Source organism: Spiroplasma culicicola AES-1, from assembly GCF_000565175.1.
Lineage (GTDB): Bacteria > Bacillota_I > Bacilli_A > Mycoplasmatales > Mycoplasmataceae > Spiroplasma_A > Spiroplasma_A culicicola.
This window is the reverse complement of record NZ_CP006681.1, coordinates 693432-718000: the sequence shown is the minus strand read 5'-3', so window position 1 is coordinate 718000 and position 24569 is coordinate 693432. Positions and strand designations below refer to the sequence as shown.

The window sequence follows — 24569 nt, the reverse complement described above, 5'->3', positions numbered from 1 at the left end:
CTATTTAACTTAGAAAAGAGGGAATAATAATGATAAATAATTCTACATGTAATTATTCAGGTTGTCTTAAAGAACCAAAAAAAGAAATTTTAAACAGTTGATATTGCAAAACTCATTATAAAGTAGTTAAAAATAGTGCAAGAGGAAGATAAAAATGTACTATGTAATGTGTAAAAATAATGACTTCTTTGTAATGGATAAAGATATGAACGTGGTTGCTCATTTTGTAACTTTTGAAGAAGCTCAAAGAGCTTCTATGCAATTAAATTATCAAGCAAAAATTCAAGAAACTATCAATGGTAGGTCTAATGATTTATTAAATATTAATAATTATAGAGCTAATAGTTTGAAAGAAAGTTTACCTCAAATGCTTGGACAAGGTCAGGTAAGTTATGGAAATATAACGATTAATATACCTGGTTCTAGTCAAACAAGAGAAAAAACACAAGTAAAACATAATCATTCAGATCAACAAGCGTTAATAGTCAATAAACCTGTAGTTAAAAGAAAACCAGTTGTCAATCCTACTAAAGAATCAAAGGGTATTGACAATAATAACTTAATAGTAAATGACAATGCTGTTGTTTATGAATCAGATAAAGACAAGGATTCATTTATTTCAACAGGTGAAATCAATAACTTTTTGCAAAAACTAGAAGAATAAGAAAGAGAGAAAAAACATGAATAAATGAAGAATTAGTTTGTCAATTTTCAATTTAACATATATCACTTTGATGTTATTTGCAAATTTAGTATTGATCTTGTTAAAAGTTGATTGAAATATTATTCTATATGTCAATATTCCCGACATTTTTGTTTACATTATAAATTTAAACTTTATGTTACTTAAATTTGGCCAAATTAAAAAACAAACAAAACAAACAAAGTTGACACAACCAGAGGTGGAGCAATTACTAGAAAATTGAAATCAACAGTTAGAATTTAATAAAAAGGATTAATTGAAATTTAAATTCTAATAGAACATATTTAAAAGGGTGTAAGGGCGGGCAAGGGATCAAGCCATAATAGGTTTTCAAATAATAATTATAAACATAAACCTTACTTAATAAAATAAAACCAACCAACTAACAAAAATTACTCATTTTTTTGAGTAGTTTATACTAGAGTTTTAATTAACTCTAGATTTTTAGATTATAAAAAAAATGCAATATCTATTGCATTTTTTTGTCTTAATATATTATAATTTAATTGTATTGTGACTAAATTCACACACTTTTTGTGTGAAATAATAAAGCTCAATTTTTAACTAGTTTTAAAAAGCAAATATTTAAAACTAACTAATCAAACAGGTCACATCGTTTATACAATCTATTATGAGTTATTTTAAAAAATGAGGCTTTTTATATTACATACTAATTTACAAATATATTGGGGAATATTGCTGTAAATAATTTTTTATTGGAAATTTAAGAGAGGGAAAAGTTTATTATGAAAACATTACTAGCGTTATTAGGGGGAATGAGCGCATCAATTGCCCCTGCAGGAGTTATATTAAAAGAAGAAATTAACAGTTTATCAACAAGAGATGCTGCAGTTGAATTAGAAATGCCAGATATGACAAAAGGTGCTTATTTGGAACTTTGAGAAGAAGAATTTCAAGGACTAAATTCCACAGTAGTTGATACAACAGAAGTATATAGTAATCCAAATTATGGTTTTCAATTAGCAAGAGATGTTAAAGAACAAGTAAATGAAGATGGCGAACAAGCTATTAGAAACTTATCGACAGTTCAATCATATAACTTGGCTAATAAGAATGGATCAGATACAGTTTATCAAATTCAATCAAAAGGAAATAATATTGTAAAAATGCATACTCTTGATAATGGTCAAATGGTATTTGATGATGTTGAAGATACTGCTTATTTTACATATGATGCAAAAACTCAAACAGATAATGATAAAGATTATGAAAGAACTTCAATTATACAATATATTAATGGAAATAATGAATTTGTAAATAGATATGTGGCTGGATGATCAGAAGAATTTAGTGGAAATGCACAAGGTAGTGTTAAAGTTTTTGATGGTAGTGAAGCTAAGTTTTTAGACTTAGATTTTGTTATTCCAACAACAATGACTGGTCAAAATGGAACTTTAAATTTTAATAGATTTTTAAATGTATTTTCAAATACAAAAACTAATGGGTCAACAATGTTATATATTGCTGCTCATTTTTCTGGTTCAGCAGAAAACCAAATTGGAATATTTAGTTATGATTTAACTAATAAAATAAATAAAAATACTGGTGAATTTAGTTCAGATATTTCAGGAGAAATTGCAGTTGATAATTTAGTAAAAACAATGGAAGTATCTTCTTATGCTACTCAAGACTTTATTTTCTTTACTGATCCAAAAGGATATACTAGTTTCTTATATTCAGGAGATGTTGGTACTGGAACAAAAATGTTTACAGAAAATACTAATAATGATGAAAATATTAAGCCTTTTGAAAAAGAAATTGAATTTGAGAATTCTCAAAATGAAGGATCAAGAATTAATTCAATGATTACAACTCAACATAGATTAAGAAATCCAAATAATCAAGATTTTGTTGTTTTTGCAGCAAATAATTCAAACACAGCAGCAAGAGAAGGAAAACTTTGATATCTTGATTATGATAAAAATAATCCTTTTAAAGTAGAAAGCAAAGAATTATTTAACTTTAATCTATTTAAAGGTGAAGATAAAGACGGAATTCAAGATGAAAAAGGAAAAGTTACTAATTTAATTAGTTACTATGACAATATTGCAAATGAATATAAAATTTCACTAACAACAGACAAAGCTATTTATAGTTATATTTATAAAACACCTTCTGATTTTGCTTCTTCAACTAATTCAAGAGCAATTAAGGAATTAATAATTAATACAGGTATGGTTCAAATGAAAATGCCACCTGCTAATGAAGCTATGTTTAAAATTACTGCTGGTTCATTAAACTATGTAAATGGTGAAATTGTATTCTTATTAGGTTCAGGAGCATCAGAAATGGCTTCTAAAACATGATATGGAAGTTTATATGAAAAATATGATATAACTGATCTTTCACTAAGTAATCAAATAGTTAACTTTACACCTTCAGATTCAGCAAATAATGTAGAAGAAAATGTTGAGGAATTAAAAGAACAAATTATAAATGAATTTAAATCTATTTCTGGAACAGTGGGAATGATGTTCAAACAAGCATCATCTTTTGAAGAAGCACAACAAGCACCAGGACAAGAAGACCTATGAGACTATAAAGTAGACATTGATGATACTTTGGCAAATACTTTTTTTCCAACAAATCAATTTGGAAATATTGAAGAGACAGGTAAAGTATCAGTATTGACAAATAATACTGAAAATGGACAATGAGCTGCTAAATTTAAGGGAAAAAATGATCGCTCTGTTAGCGTTTCATATACAAATGCATACGATTTAGTTAATTTAGTTGATCATATGAACGATTTATATGAAACTGAAACTATTATTGCAGATGACTTTAATCATATTGTTGGTCAAATTTATAATAATATTGGAGATCATTTAAACCAAGTTATACATATAAAAAATCAAGAATATCCAATTTTTTCTAAAAATGAAATAGAAAATTCATACTGACAAATTAGTAATTGAGAAGGTGCAGGACCTGAAAGAACTGAATTTGATGCAAATAATTGAGGTTTCTTTAATGGAGATGACACTGTTGATGAAAATGGATATTATACAAGAACACTAGATAATATAAATATTAAAATTGGTCAAAAACCAGAATTAGGTTATTTTAAAATATCTGATAGTGAAAATACTTATGTTGATAGTAATGAAAATAAATATATAACATTAAAACCAATTACTGTTAAATATAAATCAGTTATTACTGGACGTGCAAATATCAATGATAATGAAGCTAACTTAAAGTTAGATATGAAACAATATGCAAATGAGGCACAAAAACTTCAATTTGATGGTAGAGGATTTGATGTTAATTCTTCACGTGAAGCATTACAATATATGTTAAATAAAAATAGAAAACTTGGTCAAGGAATTGGATATGCTATTAGTGTTAGTCAATATGATCAAAGTAACCTAACAAAAGGTTCAACAACTATGAAAGTATATATTTATGATAAAGGTTTTGCTAATCCAACAGATCCAAAATGATATTTAGATACAAATGCAGAAGTTGTAGAAATTTTAATTTTAGGTTTAACTGAAAGAGATTCATTGCCAGCATGAATTATGCCAACACTTGTACTAGGTGGAATGTCATTATTAATTATGACAATTTTAACTGCATGATTTATTGGACGTAAACGTTTCTATAAAAAAGCTATTGGTAAAGAAGCTGCAAAAGTTGCAATTGCTAGAATGAAAGAAGAAAAAATTAAATCAAAAGTGGGGGATAAATAATATGAAAAAACTTTTATCATTAATAAGTTCTATTTCAATAGTAATTCCAACTTCAGGAGTATTATTAGCAATGTCTCCTTCAAACTCTTATCTTGTTGATGACATTTCAATTACAAATGAATATGTAAAAACAAATAACTTAAAAGTTAATAAAAGTAATGCAAATTACATTTATTCTATAAATTCTGCAACAACAGTTAATAATTTAAATTTAAATGAAACATCATATATATATGGAAATAGAGATGAATCATCAATTTATATTATGACTAAAGATGAAAATAATGAATATGTTGAAAAAGAATTTATAACTTTGGATAGAGCTCCAAAACAAGTTTATGTATATAATAACTATTTACATATTATTGTTGGAGATGGCAGTAATGGAACTAATAACTATTATGCAAATGCTTCAGATTTATTAAATAGTTGAGTAAATAAGGGTACACCATTAACTGTTGCAGATTTTAGTATAAATCCTGATTGAAGTTTATTAGAAATATGAGATCTTTATGTAAGTACTAATGTTAATTTTGCTTTGTATGGTTATCAAGATAACTTTTACTTAACAAATTTAGATGAAAAAGGATTACTTGTTAGCAGTCAATATTTTAAACCTACTACTTTTTATATTGATAACAAGGATTTTAGTGAATCTATAAATATAGCAATGTCTGATAATCAATCAAGTATTGGTTTAGTAAAAACTGATACAGCAGGAGAAACTAAAGCAATAACTAGTGAAGGTACAATTCCAGTTCAAGCTGCTAATAATAAAACTCCAGTTATTACTACTTATATTTCTAAAGTTATATCAGGTCAAACACCAACAGTAAAAAACTATATGTTTGACAATGATAGAATTGTTGAAATTGATATTTTTGCAACAAAAAGTGGTAATGTTATTGAAAAAGGAACAGCTATTACTTTTACTGATGGAGCAAAAGTAAAATCTGCTGCTGAAACAATTGATCCAAAAACTGGAAATCCAGCAATTTATACAGTAACTGATAAAGGGGTTTATTTATTAGTTTCAACTAGCTCTGAACATTTAATACCTACAGATACAAATACTTATACTGTTGAAAGATTATCTAATGAATCAAATACTTTATCTTCAACAGCAATTAGAGTTGCTGGAAATAGTATTTCAAGTTATAACTACAGTACAAGAACAATTGAACAAGTTGTAAAAAAAGCAGATCTTAGTGCTTTAAGTCAAGAAAAAATTGCATTAGATGAAGCAATTTTAGCACAAGGTTCAACAAATCGTGAAGTTGTTCAAGAACATATTGTAAATAAAATAATTGAAGTTGCTACTTCAAAAAATATTTTAGATCAAATTGCATTAATTAGTACAACTGATTTGTATAATTTAATTGATATTGATGATGCAATTGCTAATTTAACTCCAAATGATTCATATAATAACTGATATAAATCAAAAACATATACATTAGGTAAAACAAATCCTTATATTACTAGTGCAGATGTATTATTTTCATCAAACACTAAATTAGAGTTTTTAAAAACAAATACTATTGAATATACTAAGGCTATTCAAGCAGGAATTATTAATGATCAAACAACAATTCAAATGATTGTGGATGATTTAAATAATCAATTGCAAGCAAAAGATAAAAACTTGGAAATTGTTGTTCCTAATTCAATTGAGGTTCAAAAAGGACAAGAAATTAATTTTGATGTTAAACCAATTGATGGTTTAAATGTTGATTCAAGTTTAACTTCATCAATAAAAGTTGAATTTACAAATGTTCAAACTCCGTTAGATTTAACAGTAATTGCTCAAGAAATTCAAAAGTTGAGTCCTTTAAGTGTAAATGGAGAATTGACAACAGAAGATAGTGTTGCAAAATATGAAACTTATTTAAATAATGCAATTAAAGGCATTACAAATATTGAGCAAACTACAGTTAAATTAACAGATACTCAAGTTAATGCTCAAAATGGAACTTGAACTGCAAATGTTTTACTTAGTGAAACAGGAATGGAGACAAATTTTCAAAAATTCACAATCCAATTTAGTGATATTGCAAAGGCAAAATCACAAATGACAGGTTCATGAGCAGAAGGATCTGATGGTTCTAAATTTGTTGTGGGTCAAACAATGCAATATAATATTAGCAATTGACAAGATGTTGGAACTATTAGTGTAAGTGAATCAAAAAACTTTACAACAAATGTTGCTAATGGAGTTATTTCAGTTACTGCAACAGCTGCTGCAAGTGAAACACTTAAAGTAAGTGCAACTGATGCAAGTAATACTATTAATTTAAAAGTAACTTCTTATCTTGGAGAATTAGATTATGGAAGTGAAACTAGTTTTTCACTAAATGAAGGTAAAACAAAAACATTTAAATTAAATAATGCAGCTGTTTTTAGTGATTTTAAAGTTGATAGTCAAAATACAGATAACATTGAAGTTACAGTTGATAAAAATGGAACAATTAAAGTTAAAGCATTAAAATTTGAAGAAGAAGGCAAAACTTATAGTTTTACAATTAATGCAACTAACTCAATGGATCAAACTAAATCTCAAACATTTAGTGTTGAACTTTTAGCAAAAGCACCTTTCCCAATATGAGCAATTATCTTACTTGCTATTCTTGGAGGAGCAATTGTTCTTGGAGGACTTGGATTCTTAATTTGATTCTTAGTTGTTAGAATTATTATTCCAGCAAAAAATAATAAAAAACGTAAACACAGATCAAGAACTGCTCAAATTACGGCTGATAAAAATGCTGTTGCAAAAGGAAAAGTGACAAAGATTGCCAAAATTAATCATGACAAAGGTCTTGAGAGAAGTGGACTCTTTGAACGTGAGTTAGAGTATAACTTAGATAAAATGAATGATCCCGATTATGAGAAAAAATATGTTTGAGTTCAAGATGAAGGTACAGAGGATAATTCTCCTGTATTAAACAATTGAAATACTGATGAACAACAAACAAAAGATGAGCTAAAAAAAGGGAAAAATACTAAAAAAAAGTAATTGTTAAGCCAATTGATGAGATTAATAAAGAATCAATGGTAAGAATTGACAAAATCAAAAAGAAAATTAAATAATTGAAAGCATAGCTTATGGGCTATGCTTTCAATTAGTCCTTTTTAGGAAATTATTTTAATTTTTTATAAAAAAATATAAAAAATTCTTAAAAATATATTTTTATATTGGAACATTTATTGTAAAATATTAAAAGTAAAAAGTTTATATAAATAAACTTTTTTTATTATTAATTTTTAAGAGGTACTTATTAAAAAGGAGAATTTTTAAGTTTATGAAAACAGTTATAGTAATTGCAAATCCAAAGGATAAAAGCTATAACCATGCAATCGTTGATTCAATTGTTAGTGGGTTAGAATCAAAAAATAAAGAATATGTTATTTGAGACTTATATAAAATGAATTTCAACCCAGTATTAGAACAAGAAGAATTTGAACAGTTTGGTTATGGAAAAATAACACACCCAGAACTAGTTGATATGATCAATACTTTAAGTAATGAAGCAGAACAAATTATCTTTGTTTATCCTTTATTCTACTTTGACATGCCAGCAATTTTAAAAGGATTCTTTGATAGAATCTTTATTGGAACTTTAATTAAAGATGGTTTAAGTCCAATTGATTGAAAACCTTCAATCGATATTGATAAAACATTTATTATTCAAACATCACTTGGAGATAATTGAAGTTTATCAAAATCAATTGCAAAAGAATTATATGATAAAATGTCAAAATCATTATTAGATAAACTGGGGTTATTTAATACAGAAGTAATTCACTTCAAAAATATTTTATTAACAACACAAGAACAAAGAGTTGAATTCTTAGATCAAATGAAAGAAAAATTTGCGTTAGATTAATCCTTTGAAAATAATATAAACTAATTTGAACACAAGTTAATAAAATACTTGTGTTTTTTTAATGTAAAATTAATAAAGAATTGGAGAATTAGTATGAATCAAAGAGAGATCTATGTTTTGACAATTGTTTTAATATGAATCATGTTTTTAACAATTACAGGTCTTTTAGCTTGAATTTATCACAATAAAATTAAAGGTCTCAAAACTATTCGCCAAGAGTATGAAACAAAAATTAAAGAATATCAAAAAACATTTTCACTAAGTGTTCAAAACATTAAATATGAATTACCACAAGATCAAACTTGTTATTATTTTAGTTCAGCAGATTTATATTTAAAGAAAATAAAAAAGAACAATAAACCAGCAAAAATTGATTATAAATTCATGTATAAAGCAAAAAAATTATCTAAAGTTGAAGGCCAAGTTTATTTAACTAATAAATATTTACTAGTTGAATATGGTGAATTTCAAATTAAGACAAAAATTGATGAAATTGTTTCAATTTATCAATTTACTTTTTTTAATGGAGTTGAATGAATTAAAGGAATTGAAATTCTTTTAAATGAAATTAGAATATTAGTAGATACAAAAGATATTAATTTATTATTTGCATATAAAGCTCTTAAAGGAGAGAAACAATAATGGAATCATTAATTTCAGGAATTATTTTAATTGGTTTTTCAAGTATTTTATTTATAACTAGTTTAATTATTTTAGAATTAAAAAGAAATAAATTAAAAAAATTAAAGGCAGAAAAACAGTATTTAAATAAGAAAATTAATATTTGATATATGCTGATTTTATTCTTATTTACTCCAAGTTTGCTAATTGTCAATATTGTCTTGTTTACATTTGCAATAATTAACAAAGATAGCTCAGATTTTGAAGTTTATAAATTAATTTTTAATATTTTTTACATGATTTATACAATATATATTTTAATAACTTTATTGATTGGTCAAAAACTTTATAAAGTGATGTATATTGTCAAAAAAGAAGGGGTTTATTATTTTTTGGACAATCACCAAATTATTAGCTCTTCAATTACTGCAATAAACAATACTTTAAGACGTGATACTTTGATTATTGTTTATTTAATCAATAATCAAACAGATACTTATAGTTTAAAATACAATTGAAAGCTAAAGGATTGATTTAATGAAAATTAAACTTTCTAAAGTAGATATTTATTTTAATTTTCTTAAAAAACCCTTTACTTTAAAGGGTTTTTTATTTGTATCAAATTTTAAATTAACGACTTTTTAAACTATAATCAATTTAGCACTTAAAAAAAGGAGTTGTAAATTATGTTAGAAAGAATCCTTAATAAAGAAGAAAAGAAAATCTTTTCTAAGAAAAATTTAAGAAAAATACGAAAAGAAGATTTCTTTACTTATTTAGAAATGGAAGAGGCTTTACTGGAATCTTTAAAAGTTCGTTATGCAACTGATGGTAATGATAATCCCATTACATTAAGCGAAATTGAAAAGCAAGAACGTTTTGTTCAACGCTTAAATGAATACTATTATGAAGTTGTTTTAATTGATCCAAAAAATGGTAAAGATCCAATGTTTAGTTTAGAAAAAGAAGTTAACAAAATTGTCAAACCTTTAGAAAGAATCCAAAGAAGAGGATTCAAATAGAAAACTTTATAATAAAAAGTGGAGAGCCCAAATTATGATAAAACAAGCAAAATTTATAAAATCAGCTGCTGCTAAAAAAGATTGAATAGTAGATGATATTCGTGAAATTTGTTTTATTGGAAGAAGTAATGTGGGAAAATCCACTTTTATTAATGCTTTAACTAATCAAAATAAATTAGCAAAAACTTCTTCAACACCAGGAAAAACTAGATTATTAAATTTTTTTGATATTAATAATTCAAGTTATCGTATTGTTGATGCTCCTGGTTATGGTTTTGCAAGAGTTGGACACGAACAAAAAATTGCCTTTGCTGCAATGATGGAAGACTATTTAACTGGAAGAGAAAACCTAAAAGCTGTTTGTCAACTTGTTGATTTACGTCACAAACCAACAAATGATGATAAAGAAATGTATCAATTCTTTAAGGAACACAATATTAAAGTTTTAATTATTGCTACTAAACGTGATAAATGTAAACGTAATGATATTGTTAAAAATGAAAAATTAATTAAACAAACATTAGAAATGGATCAAAATGATTTATTTCTATCAATTTCTTCAACTAATAAAGAAAATTTAGATCAAGTTTATAATTTGATTGAAACTGTGATTGCTTAAAAAAGTATAATTCTAGAAAAAAATACTTCATTTTTAAATAAATGAAGTATTTTTTTCTTTTAAAAGCCTAAATTTGTTATATTTTCTAACTTATTTTTTTTATTTGTCTGGGTTCATATCTTTATACACTTATATAAGTTATAATGCAGTTAGATAATGAGTATTGAATGAAAAGAGATGGTTAAAATAAAGAAGAAGTTGAATTTATTTGATTTAATTGGTTTAAGTTTATCAGCAATTTTTTTGTTGGATTCTTTTGCATTAGTAGCAGCCATTGGCTGAGAATCTATTGTTTATTGAATCATTTTTGCAATTGTATTCTTTATTCCTTATTGTTTAATTTCTTCAGAATTAGCTACAAGTTATACTGATGGGGGGATCTATACATGGATTCAAAAACCTTTTAGTTCTAAATGAGCAACAAGAATGAATTGACTTTATTGATTAAATGTTAGTTTATGAACTGCTTCAGTTTATTTAATGTTTTCTACATTTGTAAGTGCTTCTTTCATTGAACCATATATTGGTTATGAAATTAGTATTTGATATCACTTAATAATTTCTTGTAGTGTTGGTATAATTGCTGGTTTAGTATGTTTAATGGATATTAAAAAAATAAAATATCTTTCAAATATTTCGGCTATCTCAAAAATTTTAATCTTTATAGTGATGATAATTAGTGCCATAATTTGGTTATCAAATGGAAATGGTATTTCAACCCCAATTACTGATAAAAATTATGGAATAATTCCAACTTGATCTGCGGGTTTAATTTTCTTTCCAGCAATAGTAAACACTTTAACAGGAGTTGAAGCGAGTTCAAATTATGTTGATGACATTAAAAATCCTAAAAAAGATATTCCTAAAGCAATTTTAATTACAGGAGTCATTACTATAATTGGCTATATTGTGGCAACTGCAACTTTAAATATAGTTTTAGAACCTCAGATTGATGAAGCAACTGGTTTAATAGATATGTTTAAAGCAATATTGCCAAGTTGATTTGAAAAAATTTTAACCTTACTGTTATTGTTAACTATTTTTGCAGATTGTGTTGTTTGAAATACAAGTGCAAACTTTGGAATCAGTGAAGCTAGTGCAAACAATCAATTTCCCGCAATTTTTAAAAGACATTTAAAAACAACAAATTCACCAGTAGGAGCTACTATTATTAATAGTAGTGTATCAGTCTTAATATTAATCATTGCTGGAATCTTTTTTGGAAATGAAAGTAGCGGTCAATTATTTTGAATGCTTTATTCACTTGGATCCATTATTTCGCTTATTCCATATTTGTTTATTATTCCAGGCTTTTTAATATTGCGCTATATTGATAAAAAACATAAAAGAGAGTTTAAAATCAAGGGCAATATAGTAATTCAATATATTTTAGTAATTTTGCCCATGTTGAGTATTATTTTTTCAATAATTGTTTTTATCTTTGGCGAAGTCATAATTGGTCAAAAAACAATGGCTTGAAATAGTGGAGGCTCACAAATATTATTTTTACTTTTAGCAGTTATAATTTCAATATTAATTGGAGAATTATTAATTATATTAAAAAATAAATCAAATAAGAGAAAACTCAAAAATTTATCTAAAAATTAGTTTTTAAAGAAAGGAATTTAAAATGAAAGAAATACAATATGATGTAATTGTTATTGGTGCAGGCTTTGCTGGACTGACAGTAGGGCTAGAATTACAAAAACTTAATAAAACATTTAAAATTATTGAAGCTCGTAATGTTGTTGGGGGAAGAGTTTTTAATACACACTCCAAAAATAATGAAATTATTGAATTAGGAGGACAATGATTGGGTCCTTTACATACAAATGCTTTAGAATTAGTTCAAAAACATAATTTGAACTTATATGAAACACCACCTAAAAATCATGATAAACATTTATATCTTTTTAAAGAAAATCAATTAGAACATTTGCCAAATGAAGTTTTAGAAATTTTACAAACAATTGAAGAACTTGCAGAACAAATTGATATTAATGCTCCATATAATCATAAAAATGCCAATTATTGAGATGTAATAACTTTAGATCAATGATTAATAAAAAAATTTGGTTCATCTCAATTAACCAAAATGGTTGGAAGAAATATTGCAGGCAATTTCTTGAGTTGTAGTTCTGATGAAACTTCCTTTTTACAAACTTTATTTTATATCGCTTCAAATAATTCAATTGATTTTTTGAGTAAATTTAAAAATGGAGCTCAAAATTTTAGAGTAGAAGGTAGTATGGCAAAACTTGCAGCTAAATTAGGAGAAGAAATAGGTATAAATAATATCTATCTAGATGAGTATGTAAAACAAATTATTAATTTAGAAAATAGCTATCGAGTAGTAACTTCAAAACAAACATTAAGAGCGCAAAAAATAGTTATAACTTGTGCTCCAAGAATACTTCAAAAAATTGAATTTATTCCTGAACTTCCAAAAGAATATAAAGATTTTTATTCAGGTTATACAAATGGAAAAGCTTATAAATTTCATTTTGAATATAATACTGATTTTTGAACAAAAGATAATAAATCAGGTTATTTCTTTAAAGATGATGGTTTAATTACAGAGGTAACTGATAATTCAATGCCAAATTCAAATAAAGCAATATACACTGGATTTATTTATGGAAAAGACAAAGATAGATTATATAAATTGGCAGACTCTAAGGGGCAAAGAGGATTAATTATTGCTCAAGAATTGGCAAAAATTTATGGTTCAATTGCTCTAAAATATAATGAATTCTTTGAATATGATTGAAGTCAACAGCCGTATCAAGATGGATGTTTTGTATCTAGAGTTGATTTAAATAAATGAACAAAACATGGAAAAGTTTGACAACAGCCATATCAAAATATCTTTTTTGCAGGAACAGAAACCAGTTCGCAATTTAATGGTTATATTGAAGGCGCAATTAGAAGTGGTCTAAGAGTTATAGAACAATTATATAAAAACTCTTAATTTCTATATTCATATTATTAATTTAACTTAGTATTTTGAGTTTAAAATATTAAGTGATTTTTTTAGTATAATATACTTAATCATTTATATAAATGGTTAAATGTAAAAAAGAGAGGTAAAGTGATGATTAAATTATTAGCATTATTTGGAAGCGCTAGTTTAAGTACAGCTGGGGTTGCTCCAATTATTGAAAATTATCAACCAAAAACTGAAATAATAGAAATTTATGCAGAAGAAACTGGTTATGAAATTAATATGGTAGGTCCAGGAAATGACTTAAATAGTACATTAATAACTCAAGTTTATGATTCATTAAAAGAAAAAACAGTAGGATTGCAACCATGAGAATGAGAATTTAATGAAGCAGTTAAATTTTGTGTTGAATTGGATGGAAAAAAAGAGAGTTTTGAATCATGAGACTATACAGGAACTTTTAAAAATATAGTAACTAATGATCAAATTAAAGTTGAGAAAGAAACTTATAAACACTTTAAATATCCAGGTGAAGTAAATTATGATATGGTTTGAGATTTAAGAGGCCAAAAAAATGGTTCAGTTTGAGTAAGTGGTTTTTCATTTCCTAGATATTTAAGTCAAGAAGAAATTGAAAATGCTACTTTTACTATTGAAACTTCAATTTATATAAACAAATAATATAGATACTTTATAAATAAAAAAGATATATTTGAATAATGTATCTTTTTTATTTATAAATAGTTATGCCTTAATTTAAGGCAACTAATTTTAAAATAAAAAAAAGATATTTATTATAACTATTTGTGATAAGACTAATTCAAAAATAGTTATAATAATTATTGAAGAGGAAAAAAGGATAAAAATATGAAAGAAATTAAAAAGCTTGTTGCAAGTGATCTTGATGCAACGATTGTCAATCGTGAAAATCAAATTAGTGATAATAATAAACAACTAATTCAAAAATTTATGCAAGAAACTAATAATGCCTTTACAATTGTCACTGGAAGAAATTATTTTATAGCATTTCAACATGCACGAAATTTAAATGTGACTTTACCAATTATTACTACTAATGGAGTTAGTGTAATTGATCCAAATACTAATGAATACATTGCCAAGCATCATTTTAGTAAAGTAGAAGCACATGCTCTAATGGATAGATTATATGAAAATAATGTTTTATTCCATTTATTAAATGACTTTGAAGTTTATTTAGTAAAAGAACACCCTTCATCGCATTTTTTATTAAATAAAGATATTGATTATATGGAATTAACAGATAATTTATTTAATCAATATGCAACTTTTGATGACTTATATCATGATGTCAAAGAAAATGCCCAAAATTTCTGTGGTTTTTATATTTATTGTGATGATCATTTACACAAAGAATATGTAGTTAAACTATTAGAAGATTTTGATTTAGAAATTCTTGAATTTGGATATGACAATCGCATAACATTAGAAGTTTATCGCAAAGGTGCTGGTAAAGATTGAGGTTTAAATGCATTAGCACAATATTTAAATCTTAATGATGATGATCTTCATTTATTTGGTGATGAATTTAATGACTATCCTATGTTTAAAAAATATAATAATTGTTATGCTGTGGGAAATGCGATTGAAGGAATTAAAAAACTTGCAAAAGAGGTAATTTTACCATTTGATCAAGATGCTGTTGGATTAAAAATACAAGAGTTAGTTGCAGATTTTAAATAAATACTATAAGGGTATTTATTTTTTTGTTTTTTTGTTTGAAACATAAAATAAGTGTAAAATTATATTAATAATTTAATTATTATTTTGATATTTGAATAGGAAGGTAAAATTTTATGAAAGAAATTACTTTAAAAGGACAAGACAATTTAGATTTAGCTGTTTTTGTTTATGATGATGTCAAAAATCCAATTGGTGTTGTTCAATTAGTTCATGGAAGTTGTGAACATTCACAACGTTATACTGAATTTATTGAATATTTAAATAGCAACGATTATATAGTTGTTGCATCAGATCATAGAGGTCATGGAAAAACCGCTCAACTTCAAAACACTATGTTGGGGTTTTTTGCTCCAAATGATGGGTGAAATATTTTAATTGATGATTTAAAAGTCATCAATGATTATATTCATCAAAATTATGGTGACTTAAAAATAACAATGATGGGACATTCAATGGGAAGCTTTATGGTAAGAACTTATTTAATAAAATATGGTTCAACTATAAATAAGGCAATTTTATCTGGAACTGCTTGATATAATCCATTCTTAATGAAATATGCAATTTGATTTGCACGTAAACGTAAGAAAAAATATGGTCAATACTTTAGAGATGATTTTATTTGATCTTTAAGTTATAAATCATTTAATAAAAAGTGAATTTCACATAATTCAACTGGAAATGAATGATTAAGTATTGATGAGGAAAATCGCATTAAATTTTCAAAAGATTTAACTTGTGGTTTTATGTTTACTTCAACTGCTTTTTTAGATATGTTTTTAGGAATTGTTTATAATCAAAAACGCAAAAACATGAAGCATGTACCCAAAGATATTCCAGTTTTATTGATTAGTGGAGAAGATGATCCAGTAGGAGCTTTTAAAAAAGGTGTTAAGAAAACTAAAAAATCTTTTGATAAGCAAAAGATTAAAACAGAAATGATTTTTTATAAAGATTTAAGACATGAAATTGTTTTTGATAGAGACAAAGAACTTGTTTTTAAAGATGTTTTAAACTTCTTAAAAAGTTAATCAAAAATCACTATTTAATTAAATAGTGATTTTTATTTTTTTAAAACTTACAACTAATTGAAATTAAATGTTAAATTTTATTTTTTTATGACGATAACTATAATGGGAGCAAAATTATTTTGCTTCTTTTAATTTACAAAAAACTGAAAGGAACTTTAAAATATGAATAGTAAAATATTGAGAACAAATAATCATTCAATGATTATTCAAATAGAAAATGTTTTGGATGATTATGTTAGAGAATGAATTCCAGATAAAGAGATTTTTTATCGAGATCAAGAATATATTTATTTTATAAAATTTATTGAACAAAAATATGGGGTGGGATTTAATCAAGAGTTGTGAATCTGAGAGTCAACTGTTAAAAATGATATAATACAAATGCAAGAAAAGTTAATTAAGGAAATTAATAGATATATTGATTCTTATAATAATTTTGTTGCAAAAAAGGAGACACTAATGCCTAAATTAACTAAGAAATGTGAGTTGCTTTATGCTCAACAAAGGATTGAAAATAAAAATTTAAAATTGAAACTTGAACAACAAAATATTAATTTTGAACAGCAAACCACAAATTTAAAATCTGAGCTTAAAAATTTAAAAGATATTTTAGTAAAGCATGGAATTAAAGTTGAATAATTTTATAATTTAACTTAAAAGTAACAATATAAATATTAAAATTAGAATAGATAGTTATTAACAAAAATATATTGATTATTGTTAGGTTTAAAAGGTTGGTTGGGTGGGATGAAGAAAGAAAGGTAATACAAATGATTAAATTATTTTCATTAATAGTTCCAACAATATTATCAAGTAATTTAGCAATTAATAGTTTTAACAAAGTAGCTGAAGATCAGGTCTTAAATTTTTCAAATGGTTGAACAGCTGAATATGTTTACAATAATCAAACAAATCCTGAGTTTAATGCAAACTTATGACAATGAGATTTTTCATCGATTGGTGTTAATTCAATCGATGATTTACTAGACAATTATTTAAAAGTTATTCCAAGAGATAACGATATAACTGAACCAGTTGTTCCATATGCATTTTTTACAACAAGATATGAGCATAAAGTTGCATTTAATATTCAACCATCATGAGGAAATTTAAAAAATATTAAAAACGTTGAAGTTAGAAGTTATGATGACTTTAAAGAAAATGCTAGTTGATTGTCTACTCTTGAATCAAATGAATATGGTTACATAAATATTGATTGAGGAATTTTAATGAGTTATTATATTTCTCAAGATAATAAATTTATTTTCCAATTAACTTCTGGTTTTGATGGAGATATTGAAGTAGACTATAATGTTAAAATGGGATTATCAATTTCACCAAAATTAGTGCTTAAAGCAAAACAAAAATAATAAAAGTAAACTATAAATAATTTAATATTTAAGGAGTTCTTCTAAAAGGAAGAACTTTTTAAATCATTTAAAATAATAGTTATTTAATATATAATTATTTTACTTTCTAATAAGTGGGGAAAATAAAAATGGAAAAAATTATAGAAATCAGCAAAGTTGTTAAGAACTTTGGTAAGAAAAAAGTATTAAAAGAACTAAACTTAGATATTTATAAAAAAGATAAAATAGCTATTTTGGGTGGGAATGGAGAAGGAAAATCTACTTTAATTGATTTAATTTCTCAAATTACAAAACCAACTTCAGGCGAAATTAAAATTAATATTGATCAAGATGTTAAAAAGGAAATTGGAATTCAATTTCAGCAAGGTGAATGACCTTCAGGAATAAATGCTCAAGATATGATTATTTTATATCGCTCAATTTTTCCAAAATTTACAAGTGAATGAGAAAAACAATTATTAGAAATTTTTGAAATTGATGAATTTATTAAAAGACCTTTAAATAAATTAAGTGGTGGTCAAAAACAAAGATTTAATTCAATGATAGCACTTATGAATCAACCAGAAATTATAATTTTAGATGAATTAACTACTGGTTTGGATTTAAAATTACAAATTAAAATTATGAATTTTATTAAAAAGGTTTGTGATGAAAATAACAAAACACTAATTATTGTGTCGCATTCCCCTGAAGAAGTTGAACTATTATGTCAAAGAGTGGCAATTGTTTATCAAGGAAAAATAATTTTAGATAAAACGATTGCTGAAGTTAAAAAAGAATATAATGGTGTAAGAAATTTAATGAATAAACATTTTGAAGGAGAAATTTAGATGGAACAAGCAGCTAGAAAAAAGACAACTAACTTTAAGTTTGAAAGTCGTATTTTTGCAAATTTAATGTTAATTATTTCAAAATCATTTTTTAAAAGTCCAAAAGGACTAATATTTACACTAGTAGTTCCAATTTGCTTTGCCTTAATGTTTTTCTTTATTATGGGAAATAAATTTGCTGGACATTTTTCACTTCTTGGATATACAATTTTACCTGCAATTGCAATTATTATGAGTTTATCTTCTTCAATTGTTGAATGAAAAAACTCCATTTTTCTAAAAAGAATTGAAAATACAGGAATTAAAAAGAGTTTATTTTTAATATCTTTGTGATTATTTTATTTAATGATTTGTATTGCAAGTTTTATAATTATGCTTTTATTTGTAATGATTATGGGAGCAATAATTGCACCAAACTATCAAGGAGCAAATCAAGACCAAATGAATTCATCAATTTTTGTAATTTTAAAAAATATTAATTGAGGATTAATGCTATTTTCAGTGTTACTTGTATCATTAACTTCAATTGTAATTTCAACCTTTATTGGAGGAATTTTAAAAACTGAAGGTTCTGCAAATGGAATAAGTTTAATGATCTTTTTCTTTTCATTATTTTGAAGTGGTATTGTTTTACCATCAAATATGTTTGAAAATACTAAAGGAATGCTGCTTTCAACCTATTTAGTACCATTTAAATATTCATTCTTTATATTTTTATATGCCACACAAGGTAAAGTAACTCAATTGGGATGAGAAGCACCATTTAATAATCATGGAGATGTGGGTTATGATTTTACAGCCACATGACAGCCAGTATTAATTTCACTTTTATTAATTACAATAGTTGCAACAACTACTGTATTCACTTTTAAATGAATTTCTAGAAAATAGAACTAAAAGTATAATTTATTAAATAAGTATTATTCAATGTTTCTTATGTAAGAAACATTTTTTTATTTAAAAAATATGAATAAAAAATAATAATAGGACTATAATAAAGTCAATAAGAGGTTGGTTGGGCGGGCATAAGGGAAAAACTCTATATTTAATAGGTTTAATTTTATTCATAATTTATTTTTCAAAAAAATATAAATGTTCATAAAAGCAATTTTGTCTATATTTATATTTTTCAACAATTATTTTTTGAAGAAAAGAGATGACTAAAATGAAATTATTATTAGCACTATTAGCTAGTAGCAACTTTTCACTAGTAGCAACCACAAATTATCAACCTGAAAATAATCAAAATATTGTAACAAATTTATCACAAGATCAAGATGATGATTTTAAAAATGCAATTGAATATTTAGATACTGTAATTGAAGACTATGTTAAATTAGAGTATGGCTCAGAACATCCTTGACTTGAAACAGAACACTTAAATATTACTATTAGTATTGGATATAATCCCCAAATTGAAAATAATACAAAATTAATTCAAAAAAGTATTGATAAAGATGTAAAAAACATTATTCATGAAGAAACAGATACTTTACAAAATAATACAGATATTCAACAAAATATTAATTCTTCAGGATTTAGCCAAACATATCTAAATTCAGTAAGTTACAGTGTAACTAAAGGGGTTGGTTTTGAATTGGCTGTTCCATTTGAATTTGCTAATGCTAAATTGAATTTTAATTTAAATTCAACTACAGTAACAACATCAACAAAACAAACAACTTTAACTGTTCCTCCTCAAAGTGTAGTAGTTCCAGCCCATCAAACTAGAAAAGTTAATTATAAAGTTTATGAATATACTAAAGTTTATAATGATATTTTAAGAATTCAACCAAGTAACGATGTAACACTTCATATTGAAGTTCAAAATGATGATTGATTAACAAATCCACTTCATTTTTGAACAGATGATAGATTAATTGATATTTTATCATTATCTTGAGGACTTGGACATCATGAAGTGATGGATGAAAACAATCCGATCTTTGTGACTGAATCTGAAGTATATATAAATATTCCAACAAAAATTCAAGTTGTTAAAAATGAATTAAATGTAGTAATAGATTAACAAATAATAAATAAAATTTTCTTATAAAGTATAGAAGTATTAAAGGTTTATTGTAAAATTTCTGTTTTACAATAAACCTTTTTTTCAATAAAAAGCAAGTTTTAACACTTATATCTTGCTTTTTTTTTTTTTTTTATAAAATTTCTACTAGGGTTTAATGTAATAAAATGGATATTTAAATTTTTTTATGTGTTTTATAGAAAAGGAAAAATTTAAATATGAAAAAACTTTTAGGCTTATTAGGAGCTATGGGATTAACAGCTACAAGTGCAGCAACTGTAATTGCTTGTGGAGATAACGGAGATAAAGAAGAAGGATTAGTTTTAGCCGATGGAATTGATGTTAAGAAAGTAATTGAAACACTTGAAATTGAAGTTACTGCAGAAGGCAAATTAGCAATTGATTATAAAGATACTGAAGCAAAACCAGAAATTCCTGGAGATGAACCAGGATATGAAGGATTTCCTGGAACTGCAGTTGGAGGAGAAATGGATAGTTATGGTTTCTTATTTGAAGAAACAAAGGACTTAAAAAATACAGAAGAAACAGCTTATGGTTTTTCTGCTAAAGGAACTGCAGGATCTGATAAATTTACTTTATTTGTAATAAAATTAGACTTGACAGATATTAATGAAGAAGAAAATACTGGAGTAGCTAAAGCAAGTGTTTTAAATAAACAAGAATTTACTATTCCAAAAGCAGAAGAACAAAAAGATGAATTAATATTAGATAATAAAACATTGGAAATAATTCAAGGATTAACTGGAGAAATAAATATAACTTCAGATCAAGATTTAGCTGGTATAACTATTAAAGAAACAGTTGAAGGAATAACAACTGAAATTGAGGGTAAGAAAATTTTGATTTTTGTAGATTCAACAGTAAAAGTTCAAGATTATACTTTTACAATAAGTGGAGAAAACTTTAAAGATACTCAATTTATAGTAGAAGTTCAAGAATATATCTATCAATTAACACCTGAAGCAGGACAAGAATTACCAACATCAAGTGAAACAGCTTGAGAATTTATTTATGATAAATTAGAACCGTCAAATCAAAATGAAGAAGAAATTGTTTTAGAATTAGCTGATAATAAACAATTTGAAGATGATTTTATGATTGATGGTACTAAAATAGCTTTAAATTCTTCATGAACTGATGGTGAGGATGGATTTTTAAAAGTAAAAACTAAATTGGTTGATAATAAATTAACTATTACATTTGGAGCTATTGGATTAACTGAAACTAAAGAAATGAAAATAAAATATAATAATTCAAATGAAATTACTTTATTTTATACAGTAGTTGCTGCATAATAACATTTTAATTTAAAATGAATCTTTGATTCATTTTTTATTTTTTACACTAATAAGTTGCTTTTTTTTTTTTTTTTTATAGAATACACATAGGTTTTACTATATCTAATTAAAGATAAAGTAAAACAATTGTGAAAGGACAAATAAAAAGACATGAAAAAACTATTAGGACTACTTGGAACTATAGGATTGGTTTCATCAACTGGTGCAGTTGTTGTTGCTTGTGGGGATCCAACAGATCCAATAGTAGAGTATGATTTATCAAGCTTAAAAGATGTTAGCACAGAAGTTAAGTTTGGTTCAAATGATGAAGAACAAAAGGCAGCAGCAATTGAAGCTGTAGTTATAAAAGCAAATAGTAAAGTGGTTAAAGCAGATAAATTAAAAGCAGTATTAAAAATAACAAAAACAGAAGGAGACGTTGTAAAAACATTTACTGTGTCACCAAAAGATGATAATGTTACAGACATTAAAAATTCAGTTGATGTAAAAGTAACAATTAAAGCAGAAGAAAAATATAACTTGGCTGATTTAAAAGATTTAACAACATCAGTTCCATTTGGAAGTGATGATGAAAAACAAAAAACAGCAGCTATTGCAGAGGTAGTTAAGCAAGCAAATAATGCAATAGTAACTAAAGAAAATTTAGTTGCATCAATAGTAACTAAAGTAGATCAAAATAAATTTGAAGTTAAAGCAAAAGAAAATATTAAAAATATTGAAGGAAGTACAATTGTAACTATTACAATTAATGATGAAAATCAAAAAACACCGTTAGGAGATGCCATTACAGAAACTAATATGGGTATTTTAGATAAAAAACCTACAGAAGAGAATGTTCTTGAATTTGTTAATTCAAAATTAATAAACGGTGAATTGACAATTGGTGCAACTGTTGATATACAAGAAAATAGTGCAACTGTAACTGCTAATACAGAGGATTTAAAATATGAAGGTTCAGTTTTAATTACTTGAACAGTGGCTGTTCCAGCAACTGATATTGCAGATTTAATTAAAACAACTGCTTTAGGTGAATTTGGTGAAACACCAAGTGAACAAGAAGTTTGAGCTAAAGTTGCAGACTTGAATGCAGCTACAATTGGAGAATTAACATTTGATGATGTTACAATTGTGATTACAGGTGAAAAAGCAAAAATTTCAGCTGCTAGTGAATCATTTACTGGAAGTGTTGAAGTTACTTGAACAGTGGCTGTTCCAGCAACTGATATTACAGATTTAATTAAAACAACTGCTTTAGGTGAATTTGGTGAAACACCAAGTGAACAAGAAATTTTTGATAAAGTTGCAGAATTGAATGCAACTACAATTGGAGAATTAACATTTGGAGATGTTACAATTGCGATTACAGGTGAAAAAGCAAAAATTTCAGCTGCTAGTGAATCATTTACTGGAAGTGTTGAAGTTACTTGAACAGTGGCTGTTCCAGCAACTGATATTGCAGATTTAATTAAAACAACTGCTTTAGGTGAATTTGGTGAAACACCAAGTGAACAAGAAGTTTGAGCTAAAGTCGCAGAATTGAATTCTACTACAATTGGAGATTTAACATTTGATGACGTTACAATTGCGATTGCAGGTGAAAAAGCGGAAATTTCAGCTGCTAGTGATTCATTTACTGGAACTGTTGAAGTTACTTGAACAGTGGCTGTTCCAGCAACTGATATTAATGAATTAATTGATGAAAAAGATTTAGGTGAATTTCCAGCTGATGTAGATAAGGAAACTATATTTAATAAGTTTATTGAATTAAATGAAAATCTAAAAGATAAAATATCTTTTGAGGATGTAGATGTAGAAATTATTGAAGATGGAAAAGCAACAATTACTGTTAAAAGTGAAAATGAACAATATACTGGAAGTGTTGAAGTCACTTGAACAATAATAGATGATAGTGAAGAACAACCTGAATAATAGTTATAAAAAATAAAAACATGAATGAATATATTCATGTTTTTATTTTTTATAGAATAATTTAGATAATTTATTTGCCAGTCTTGGATAGTAATTTTTAATTTTATGATGAGATATAAAACATATAAAATTAAGACAAAAATATAATGTTTTTTGAGGTTAAATAAGGAAAATTTTCTATTATTTAATCTTAAAAACCTATGTATAATCTTTCTAATAGGTGAATAAATTATGAAAAAAAATAAAATTTGACAAAATAAGAGATATTTATTGCAAAATCTTTCACTTTTTTTCTTTGTTTTTATTTCACAAGTATCTTTTCTAAGTATATATTTATCAACTTTTGAAGTTGAAAGTTTAATGATTGTTAAAAGCACATACTTTAGATTTAATTTATTTTTTATTTTTGCAGTTTTTTTTAAATATATTTTGCAAGTAAATAAAAAAGAGTTTATTCAAAATAAATATTTTACTACTAATTATTGATTAATTGTATCTGTAATTTATATTGTATTTAATAGACTTTTTCCAGTTGAAATAAATTGATTTGGCAATATATTACTTTTAATATTATTTATTGCAACAATTAATGGATTTGCCTTAAGTAATTCATTACAAAATTTTATTATTCAAATTCAATTTAATTACTATAAAACAATATTTATTGGTTTAGGTGTTTTAATTTTCATGTTTGAATTCAATTTAATATTCTTAAATTTATTAATTCAAATTTGTTTAATTTTTAGAAAGCAAATTAACTTTATAATTTTTAATTTTAAAAAGACACAGTTTATTAAAAAGATTAAGTATTTTAAAGGAGATTTTTTATAATA

The 24569-nt window shown here is 25.4% G+C and carries 23 protein-coding genes; all 23 read left to right on the top strand.

Annotated elements, in window-relative coordinates:
- Positions 1–29 precede the first annotated feature (29 nt).
- Entirely contained in the window at positions 30–152 is a 123-nt protein-coding gene (locus SCULI_RS05780; protein WP_269077170.1) for a hypothetical protein, read from the top strand.
- 2 nt (positions 153–154) lie between these two features.
- Positions 155–664 carry a hypothetical protein gene (locus SCULI_RS03285; protein WP_025363219.1) on the top strand — a complete coding sequence of 170 codons (510 nt, stop codon included), beginning with the start codon at positions 155–157 and terminating at the stop codon, positions 662–664.
- A 16-nt stretch (positions 665–680) separates the two neighbouring features.
- The gene (locus tag SCULI_RS03280; protein WP_025363218.1) at positions 681–959 is read left to right on the top strand and encodes a hypothetical protein; all 279 of its coding nucleotides are present in this window, start codon (positions 681–683) and stop codon (positions 957–959) included.
- 490 nt (positions 960–1449) lie between these two features.
- Complete coding sequence (locus SCULI_RS03275) at positions 1450–4419, top strand: hypothetical protein (RefSeq protein WP_025363217.1); 2970 nt, start codon at positions 1450–1452, stop codon at positions 4417–4419.
- 1 nt (position 4420) lies between these two features.
- Positions 4421–7432 (top strand): hypothetical protein, encoded by a 3012-nt coding sequence (locus SCULI_RS03270; RefSeq protein WP_025363216.1) that lies wholly within the window; start codon positions 4421–4423, stop codon positions 7430–7432.
- Between the two features lie 286 nt (positions 7433–7718).
- On the top strand, positions 7719–8303 hold the full coding sequence (locus SCULI_RS05520) for an NAD(P)H-dependent oxidoreductase (protein WP_025363215.1): 585 nt from the start codon (positions 7719–7721) through the stop codon (positions 8301–8303).
- Positions 8304–8396: 93 nt separating this feature from the next.
- A complete protein-coding gene (locus SCULI_RS03260; protein ID WP_025363214.1) occupies positions 8397–8945 on the top strand; it encodes a hypothetical protein in 549 nt (182 codons plus the stop codon).
- Positions 8945–9472 carry a hypothetical protein gene (locus SCULI_RS03255; protein WP_025363213.1) on the top strand — a complete coding sequence of 176 codons (528 nt, stop codon included), beginning with the start codon at positions 8945–8947 and terminating at the stop codon, positions 9470–9472. The genes SCULI_RS03260 and SCULI_RS03255 overlap by 1 nt, the downstream gene beginning before the upstream one ends.
- A 138-nt stretch (positions 9473–9610) precedes the next feature.
- Positions 9611–9946, top strand: coding sequence for a hypothetical protein (locus SCULI_RS03250; RefSeq protein WP_025363212.1), 336 nt, complete (start codon positions 9611–9613; stop codon positions 9944–9946).
- A gap of 31 nt (positions 9947–9977) precedes the next feature.
- Positions 9978–10565: a ribosome biogenesis GTP-binding protein YihA/YsxC gene (gene yihA, locus SCULI_RS03245; protein WP_407696084.1), complete on the top strand. Its 588-nt coding sequence runs from the start codon at positions 9978–9980 to the stop codon at positions 10563–10565.
- A 156-nt stretch (positions 10566–10721) separates the two neighbouring features.
- Positions 10722–12173 (top strand): APC family permease, encoded by a 1452-nt coding sequence (locus SCULI_RS03240; RefSeq protein WP_053230327.1) that lies wholly within the window; start codon positions 10722–10724, stop codon positions 12171–12173.
- Between the two features lie 22 nt (positions 12174–12195).
- Entirely contained in the window at positions 12196–13536 is a 1341-nt protein-coding gene (locus tag SCULI_RS03235) for a flavin monoamine oxidase family protein (protein WP_025363209.1), read from the top strand.
- 123 nt (positions 13537–13659) lie between these two features.
- Positions 13660–14190 carry a hypothetical protein gene (locus SCULI_RS03230; RefSeq protein WP_025363208.1) on the top strand — a complete coding sequence of 177 codons (531 nt, stop codon included), beginning with the start codon at positions 13660–13662 and terminating at the stop codon, positions 14188–14190.
- A gap of 186 nt (positions 14191–14376) precedes the next feature.
- On the top strand, positions 14377–15231 hold the full coding sequence (locus tag SCULI_RS03225) for an HAD-IIB family hydrolase (protein ID WP_025363207.1): 855 nt from the start codon (positions 14377–14379) through the stop codon (positions 15229–15231).
- 113 nt (positions 15232–15344) lie between these two features.
- Positions 15345–16259 (top strand): alpha/beta fold hydrolase, encoded by a 915-nt coding sequence (locus SCULI_RS03220; RefSeq protein WP_025363206.1) that lies wholly within the window; start codon positions 15345–15347, stop codon positions 16257–16259.
- Between the two features lie 162 nt (positions 16260–16421).
- Positions 16422–16898 carry a hypothetical protein gene (locus SCULI_RS03215; RefSeq protein WP_025363205.1) on the top strand — a complete coding sequence of 159 codons (477 nt, stop codon included), beginning with the start codon at positions 16422–16424 and terminating at the stop codon, positions 16896–16898.
- 131 nt (positions 16899–17029) lie between these two features.
- Positions 17030–17629 carry a hypothetical protein gene (locus SCULI_RS03210; protein ID WP_025363204.1) on the top strand — a complete coding sequence of 200 codons (600 nt, stop codon included), beginning with the start codon at positions 17030–17032 and terminating at the stop codon, positions 17627–17629.
- A gap of 128 nt (positions 17630–17757) precedes the next feature.
- The gene (locus SCULI_RS03205; RefSeq protein WP_025363203.1) at positions 17758–18459 is read left to right on the top strand and encodes an ABC transporter ATP-binding protein; all 702 of its coding nucleotides are present in this window, start codon (positions 17758–17760) and stop codon (positions 18457–18459) included.
- Positions 18460–19350, top strand: a complete 891-nt coding sequence (locus tag SCULI_RS03200) for an ABC transporter permease (RefSeq protein ID WP_025363202.1) — start codon at positions 18460–18462, stop codon at positions 19348–19350.
- 274 nt (positions 19351–19624) lie between these two features.
- A complete protein-coding gene (locus SCULI_RS03195; protein WP_025363201.1) occupies positions 19625–20488 on the top strand; it encodes an ETX/MTX2 family pore-forming toxin in 864 nt (287 codons plus the stop codon).
- A 218-nt stretch (positions 20489–20706) separates the two neighbouring features.
- Positions 20707–21804, top strand: a complete 1098-nt coding sequence (locus SCULI_RS03190; protein ID WP_025363200.1) for a lipoprotein — start codon at positions 20707–20709, stop codon at positions 21802–21804.
- A 153-nt stretch (positions 21805–21957) separates the two neighbouring features.
- Positions 21958–23736, top strand: a complete 1779-nt coding sequence (locus SCULI_RS03185; protein ID WP_025363199.1) for a lipoprotein — start codon at positions 21958–21960, stop codon at positions 23734–23736.
- 231 nt (positions 23737–23967) lie between these two features.
- The gene (locus tag SCULI_RS03180) at positions 23968–24567 is read left to right on the top strand and encodes a hypothetical protein (RefSeq protein WP_025363198.1); all 600 of its coding nucleotides are present in this window, start codon (positions 23968–23970) and stop codon (positions 24565–24567) included.
- The last annotated feature ends 2 nt before the right edge of the window (positions 24568–24569 follow it).